Annotated in this window: 6 protein-coding genes and 1 other RNA gene; 6 read left to right on the forward strand and 1 reads right to left on the reverse strand. The window is 43.7% G+C overall.

All coding sequences use genetic code 11. From position 1 onward, the window contains the following. Nucleotides 1-9: 9 nt before the first annotated feature. A complete protein-coding gene (locus CDG76_RS31245; RefSeq protein ID WP_094352716.1) occupies nucleotides 10-1092 on the reverse strand; it encodes an MraY family glycosyltransferase in 1083 nt (360 codons plus the stop codon). Between the two features lie 158 nt (nucleotides 1093-1250). Between CDG76_RS31245 and groL the strand changes: the two genes are divergently transcribed. The 6 genes from groL to CDG76_RS31275 all read left to right on the forward strand — a co-directional run bounded on the left by groL (nucleotide 1251) and on the right by CDG76_RS31275 (nucleotide 6998). Next, the gene (gene groL / locus CDG76_RS31250; protein WP_094352717.1) at nucleotides 1251-2969 is read left to right on the forward strand and encodes a chaperonin GroEL; all 1719 of its coding nucleotides are present in this window, start codon (nucleotides 1251-1253) and stop codon (nucleotides 2967-2969) included. 287 nt (nucleotides 2970-3256) lie between these two features. Next, nucleotides 3257-4399, forward strand: a complete 1143-nt coding sequence (gene corA / locus CDG76_RS31255) for a magnesium/cobalt transporter CorA (RefSeq protein ID WP_094352718.1) — start codon at nucleotides 3257-3259, stop codon at nucleotides 4397-4399. Nucleotides 4400-4464: 65 nt separating this feature from the next. Continuing rightward, nucleotides 4465-5160, forward strand: coding sequence for a hypothetical protein (locus CDG76_RS31260; protein WP_094352719.1), 696 nt, complete (start codon nucleotides 4465-4467; stop codon nucleotides 5158-5160). Nucleotides 5161-5210: 50 nt separating this feature from the next. After that, nucleotides 5211-5639, forward strand: an RNA gene (rnpB, locus tag CDG76_RS31265) — RNase P RNA component class A. Nucleotides 5640-5866: 227 nt separating this feature from the next. Next, nucleotides 5867-6352, forward strand: a complete 486-nt coding sequence (locus CDG76_RS31270; protein ID WP_094352720.1) for a transposase family protein — start codon at nucleotides 5867-5869, stop codon at nucleotides 6350-6352. Nucleotides 6353-6419: 67 nt separating this feature from the next. Further along, nucleotides 6420-6998, forward strand: a complete 579-nt coding sequence (locus CDG76_RS31275; RefSeq protein WP_143854202.1) for an ISAs1 family transposase — start codon at nucleotides 6420-6422, stop codon at nucleotides 6996-6998. Nucleotides 6999-7009 lie beyond the last annotated feature (11 nt).

The raw sequence follows: 7009 nt of genomic DNA on the forward strand, positions 1-7009 counted from the left end.
TACCAGTAACTAAGGCTGTTGGCGTATCCTTTGCCAGACTGTAAAGCCCAAAAGCAGGATAATGCTACTGGCGGTTGTCAGCATCACACCCAAACTCATACCTTGTATTCTCATCGCCAGCAAGTTGAAAACTAAGGTAATTGACCAAAGGGTAAACGCAGCATTGCGCTGGGAGAGTCCCCAAGCAAGTAAGCGGTGGTGCAGGTGGTCTTTGCCAGGAGTACTGAGAGGGTTATTTCCTGCTAGTAGCCGCCGCACAAATACTTGAGTGGTGTCTAGCACCGGTAACAACAGAAATAAAACCGTAGGAATTAGCGCATAAACTGTGTTTTGTTGCAGTTTTCCTAAAATACTAGTTGCTGCCAGGACATAGCCGAAAAAGTATGCTCCGGCATCACCCATAATAATTCGTGACGGATGGAAATTATGGCGCAAAAATCCTAGTGCAGCACCTCCCAAAGCTGCAAGTACTAAGATTGCCGCAGCACGATTGTTAAATTGAGCTGCAACGCCCAACAAACTCATGGCGGTAATAAAGCTGATTCCTCCTGCCAAGCCATCCATACCATCCATCAAGTTGATGGCGTTGGTAATCCCTACTACCCATAGCACTGTTAGCAACATGGACAGAAGTGAGTCGATGGGAGTGCCAAACAGGACTTTGACACTGATGCCATTAGCTACCAATAATAGTGCCGTGACAATTTGCGCCCACAATCGAACAGAGGGCGGTAAGCCAAACTGATCGTCAATAAAGCCCACAAGGACTAATATCGAACCCCCCAACAGAATAGTGAGCACCTGAGCCAATACGTTTTGGAGTTCGATCGGTCGTAAAAGGCTAGCTAATACCAGCGCGGCAATCACGCCCGCGTAGATAGCCAGCCCCCCGGCATTGGGTAAAGGTTCTCGGTTGAGTCGCCGGGCGTTGGGTTGGTCAGCCCAACCTACCCGCAAGGCGAATTTGCGTACTGTCGGAATTAAACGCCAAGTTACAACCCAAGCTAAAAGGAACGTAAATACTACTGCTAACCAGCCGGTGCCGCCAGGGTCGGCAATACCAAGGGATTTAAGGGAGTTCTCTAGATTCATCTCCCAATTCAAGCATTACTGCCAGTATCTAATATGAGCATCACCTGTATATTAATCAATTTTTTTTATTTCCATTTGTAACTTGAGCGGTGGGAGAGATTAGCACTCTGGCGCTGTGAGTGCTAAATTGTCTAATGGAAGCGCTGGAGAAATGAAACATGGCGAAAATTATTGCATTTGACGAGGAATCTCGGAGAGCTCTAGAAAGGGGTGTTAACGCCCTTGCCGATGCTGTAAAAATCACCTTGGGGCCTAAAGGTCGCAATGTCCTTTTAGAGAAAAAATTTGGCGCACCTCAAATTGTCAACGATGGTATCACTGTTGCCAAGGAAATTGAATTAGAAGATCCTTTGGAAAATACTGGTGCAAGACTCATCCAGGAAGTGGCCTCAAAAACTAAAGATGTCGCTGGAGATGGGACAACCACCGCCACCGTTTTAGCACAAGCCTTAATTCGAGAAGGTTTGAAGAATGTCGCGGCAGGTAGTAACCCTGTTAGCTTGAGACGCGGGATCGACAAAACTATTGAGGCATTGGTACTAGAAATTGCCAAAATAGCCAAGCCAGTAGAAGGAAGTGCGATCGCTCAAGTTGCGACTGTCTCTGCTGGTAACGATGAAGAAGTTGGCCAAATGTTAGCCCAAGCAATGGAAAAAGTCACCAAAGATGGTGTAATTACCGTTGAAGAATCTAAATCCCTCACCACCGAACTAGAAGTAGTTGAGGGGATGCAGATTGACAGGGGTTATATTTCTCCCTACTTCGTCACCAACAACGAACGGCAAATCGTCGAATTTGAAAATGCTCGGATTTTAGTGACAGATAAAAAAATCAGCAGCATCCAAGATTTAGTACCGATTTTGGAAAAAGTTGCCCGTTCTGGTCAGCCCTTGCTAATTATCGCTGAAGATGTCGAAGGTGATGCTTTGGCAACTCTGGTGGTGAACAAAGCGCGGGGTGTACTAGCCGTAGCTGCCATTAAAGCACCTGGATTTGGCGATCGCCGCAAAGCTTTGTTAGAAGATATTGCTATTCTCACCGATGGACAGTTGATTTCGGAAGAAATCGGCTTAAGCTTGGATACCGCTGCTCTAGAAGCGCTGGGAACTGCCCGCAAAATCACTATTGACAAAGAAAGCACCACAATTGTCGCTGGCAGTGTCACCAAGCCAGAAGTACAAAAGCGGATTGGTCAAATTCGCAGACAGTTAGAAGAAACTGATTCTGAATACGATCAAGAAAAACTCCAAGAACGCATCGCCAAGCTCGCTGGCGGCGTGGCAGTGATTAAAGTGGGTGCGGCAACCGAAACCGAACTCAAAGACCGTAAACTGCGGATTGAAGACGCGCTGAACGCTACTAAAGCTGCTGTGGAAGAAGGTATCGTTCCTGGTGGTGGGACAACCCTGATTCACTTAGCTAAGAAGGTACAAGAGATTAAAAAGACCTTACAAAATGACGAAGAAAGAATTGGGGCTGATATTGTCGAACGAGCGCTAGAAGCCCCCTTGCGCCAAATAGCAGACAACGCTGGTGCGGAAGGTTCTGTAATCGTCTCGAAAGTCCGCGAGAGCGACTTCAACATTGGCTACAACGCTGCTACTGGCGAATTTGAAGACTTGATTGCTGCTGGTATTATCGACCCTGCCAAAGTCGTGCGTTCAGCTTTGCAAAACGCTGGTTCCATTGCTGGTTTGGTCTTAACCACCGAAGCGATCGTTGTTGAAAAGCCAGAGAAGAAATCCGCTGCTGCTGCCCCTGATATGGGCGGCATGGGCGGCATGGGTGGCATGGGTGGCATGGGCGGCATGGGTGGCATGGGCGGCATGGGCGGCATGGGTGGCATGGGCGGCATGGGCGGCATGGGTATGTTCTAATTTCTGCTGACCCAGATAAATATTTTTTAAACAGTTTGTCTTGCCAAGGCAAACTGTTTTTTTGTAACATTGCTGATTCAGAGGCAATATGTTATACCAATTCGTAATTCGTCAGATTAAATCTGGGTGATGACCTAATTAGCAATCTAAATAATTGCCTAATTTAGAAATTACCGTCTTTATATTAATTTTTGTAAAATAACGTGTAAGTTATCCTTATGTCCTTTGTTATTTACTAATGACAAATGACAAATGACCAATGACAAATGACTATTAGGTAATATTGCATGGCACGAAAAATACGTCGCCTTCCTAAACTACTCACCAAGCTGTATGAAGACGAGTTCCATCACCAACCAGGGACTATACCTGGAACCATTTTTATTGATGCAGATGCTCCACCACCAATAATTTTTTTGATTGACTATAACCAAACCAATTTCATCCGCGAACAAATAGAAACTCCAGAGGAGTGTGTCTCTTATCTAGAAGCAGAATCGGTTTCTTGGGTAGACGTACAAGGTTTAGGTAGTCAAGACATATTACAACGATTGGGTAACGTTTTTAAGTTACATCCTCTAGTTTTAGAAGATATAGTCAATGTGCCGGAGCGTCCGAAAACAGAGGATTATGAAGACCAATTGCTATTTATTGCCCGGATGGTAGTCCCAAAGGAAAAAACATGTGGTTTTTATAGCGAGCAAGTGAGTTTGATATTAGGAAAAAATTATCTGCTGACAGTGCAAGAGGAACCAGAACATGATTGCTTTGAAGCGGTGCGATCGCGAATTGAAAAAAACAAAGGTACCATCCGTAAACAGGGAACAGATTATTTAGCCTATGCTCTGTTAGATGCAATTATTGATGGCTTTTTCCCCGTACTGGAGCTTTATGGTGAGCGAATCGAAGAGTTAGAGGAAGAAGTAATAGTTAAACCTACTCCCCAAACACTACAAAGTATTTATCAAATTAGACGAGAATTACTACAACTACGTCGTGCTATCTGGCCCCAGAGGGATGCAATTAATTCCTTAATTCGAGATGCTCCCGATTTGATTTGTGAAGAAGTGCGAATCTACCTGCGAGATTGTTATGACCATACAGTGCAAGTGATGGATATGGTAGAAACTTACCGAGAACTATCATCTGGATTAATGGATGTGTACCTTTCGGCAGTGAGTAATAAAATGAATGAAATCATGAAGGTACTAACGATAGTTTCAACAATTTTTATTCCCCTGACTTTTGTGGCCGGAATATATGGTATGAATTTCAATACTGAGAAATCACCATATAATATGCCTGAGTTAAATTGGTATTGGGGTTATCCGCTTTGCTGGGCAGTGATGTTAGCGATCGCATTTAGTTTGCTATTCTTTTTTTGGCGAAGAGGCTGGCTACAAAATTCTGTAGAAATCAAGCGCAATTAAAAATTTTAGATTAACGATGAGTCAAATATATATTCATTAGCACTAGGAGTTAAGATTTTTGAGTTATGAGGAGTAGCGACCAGAATTTAGTAGTTTTGACGATTTATATTATCGGTGTTTCTTATGTTTTCAACCGCATGATTGAATCCATCGATGACCAAGTTAAATTTGAGTTTAAAAAAGGAACCGTTGACGAGCAACTCAAAGAACACAATCTCGACGATAAAATTGGAATTTCCTTTAAACTCAAATCCTCATACCCAATTGACGATTTGAAAGATTTAGGAATTAGCATTGAAAATAAATCAGATAATGTTGCCGTATATGTTGACTGGGATAATAGTTCTTTAGTTGTTGAACATAGTAAGCAATCGCGCCGCGTAATTCGGAAATCACCAGACTTAACCCGCGACTTAGCAGTACCCCAAAGTCCTAGCCTGATTGCTCCCAAGAAAACACTTTCTGAAACAGTGACAGCAGAAGATGTTTTCGAGCGGGATCAAGTAGCTGGAACCTATTTAGCAAAAAAACCACTAATTGATATCAACGGGCTACAAAAAGGGCAAAAAAAGTTGTACAACGACTTTATTAATAGAAAAAAGGAGTTGGATTTTTCTCTGCAACTGGTGCTTAGGATATCTGAAGTGCGTTTAGGTCTAGCCCCAGGTCGTGATTTTCCTCCCATTAGTATTATCAATTGTCCTTTCACGGTCAGGAAGCTACCTTGGACTTACGCTCTACCTTGGAATAAAAAAAAGTAATGCCATGTCAACATACTACGTCAACCAAAGATTACACTGGATCTAAGGAGAGAGTAGGCGCAGGCGGTTGCAGATCAGTCATAGTTACTGGTTTGAGGAAAGTCCGGACTCCCGAAAGACCAAACTTGCTGGATAACGTCCAGTGCGAGCGATCGTGAGGATAGTGCCACAGAAAGATACCGCCAGGACTAGGGACTGGGGACTAGGGGCTGGGGACTGGGAATAATTTTCCTAATCCCCAATCCCAAATCCCAAATCCCCAACTTGGTAAGGGTGCAAAGGTGCGGTAAGAGCGCACCAGCAGTATCGAGAGGTGCTGGCTCGGTAAACCCCGGTTGGGAGCAAGGCGATAGGGACTACGGTTGGTCTTTTACCAGTTCCGCTCAATGAGAGCCGCTTGAGGCGTTTGGTAACAAACGTCCCAGATAGATAACTGCCCTCGCAAGAGAACAGAACCCGGCTTATGTCCTGCTCTCTCCCCTTTAATGGAGTATGAACCTTTAATGGTTTGTACTCTATTATTTTTTGTATGGGTTTTGTGCGATCGCTAATATCATGTCCGCATAAGTTAGTTATGCTCACCACAGTCATTGCACCCCACCCCTTAATCCCCTCCCCGCAAGCGGGGAGGCAGGGTGGTTTCATACAACGAGAGAAAAATAATAATGGTTTGTAGAGGGTGAAGAAAAATGGATAACTAACAAGTATGAATCTCGTCGAACAATTGCAGCAAGTCTCAGACTATAGGCACATCCGGGGACGAAGACATGAATTATGGTTAGTATTGTTACTAATATTGCTGGGAGCAATGACAGGATATTGGGGCTACCGACCACTCGAAGATTTTACCCGTATACACAGGCAGAGCTTGATTGAACTGTTAAACCTAGATGTGACAATCAACTTTCCATCCTATTCAACATTTCGACGAGTACTGAAAACAGTAGATTTTCAACCGTTTACCGACTTATTTAATAATTGGGCATCGGTTTTTGTTCCACCAATACCAGGAGAACGTTTGGCAATAGATGGGTATTGCGCATTCGTTGCACAGTCACAGATTACAGTCAGTCTTACCAAAACTTTATCAGTACAGTATCAGTTTATAGTCATGAACGGGGCATTGTACTCAGGATGCAACCAATGTCCAACAAAAAAATTAGTGAAGTGGCGTAGGCGTAGCCCGTCGTAGACATCGTAAAACAATTAATATCTGAGTTTTGTGGTCAACAAGTCGTTTTTACCCTTGATGCTTTACACTGCCAAAAAAAACTGTATCGCTGATCATCGATAGTGGCAATGATTACCTGATTGGATTAAAAGAAAATCAACCGACACTCTATAAAATGGCTCAAACTCAGTCACAGACACAGGAACCTTTGAGCACTACCACAATAGAAGACGATACTCACGTAGGCGTAGCCCGCCGCAGGCATCGCAAAGTTTTGCGTTGTTGTAAGGTATTCGCGGCTCCAGAAAAATTACAAAGTCAGTGGGCTGGACTTAAAACTTTTGTCCAAGTTGAACGTTCTGGCATCCGTGATGGTCAATCATTTCAAGAGCGTCAGTTCTATATTTGTAGTCAGATCATGTCGGCTAAAGATGCTTTAACCGACACCCAGAAACATTGGGGAATTGAAAACCGACTCCATTGGGTTCGCGATGTGACTTTTTCAGAAGACTTTCCACTGCGAAGAGGTGGTAATGCTCCAGTTAACTGGGCAATCTTACATAATTTTTTCATCACTCTTGCCAGATTTCTTGGTTTTCGCACTATCCCTCAAGCTCAACGTGCTTTAGCCAATCAAATTCAAAAGGTTTTTTCTTTCTTTGTATGAAACCACCCTGC

Origin of the sequence: Nostoc sp. 'Peltigera membranacea cyanobiont' 210A, assembly GCF_002246015.1 — a bacterium.
Taxonomy (GTDB): Bacteria; Cyanobacteriota; Cyanobacteriia; order Cyanobacteriales; family Nostocaceae; genus Nostoc.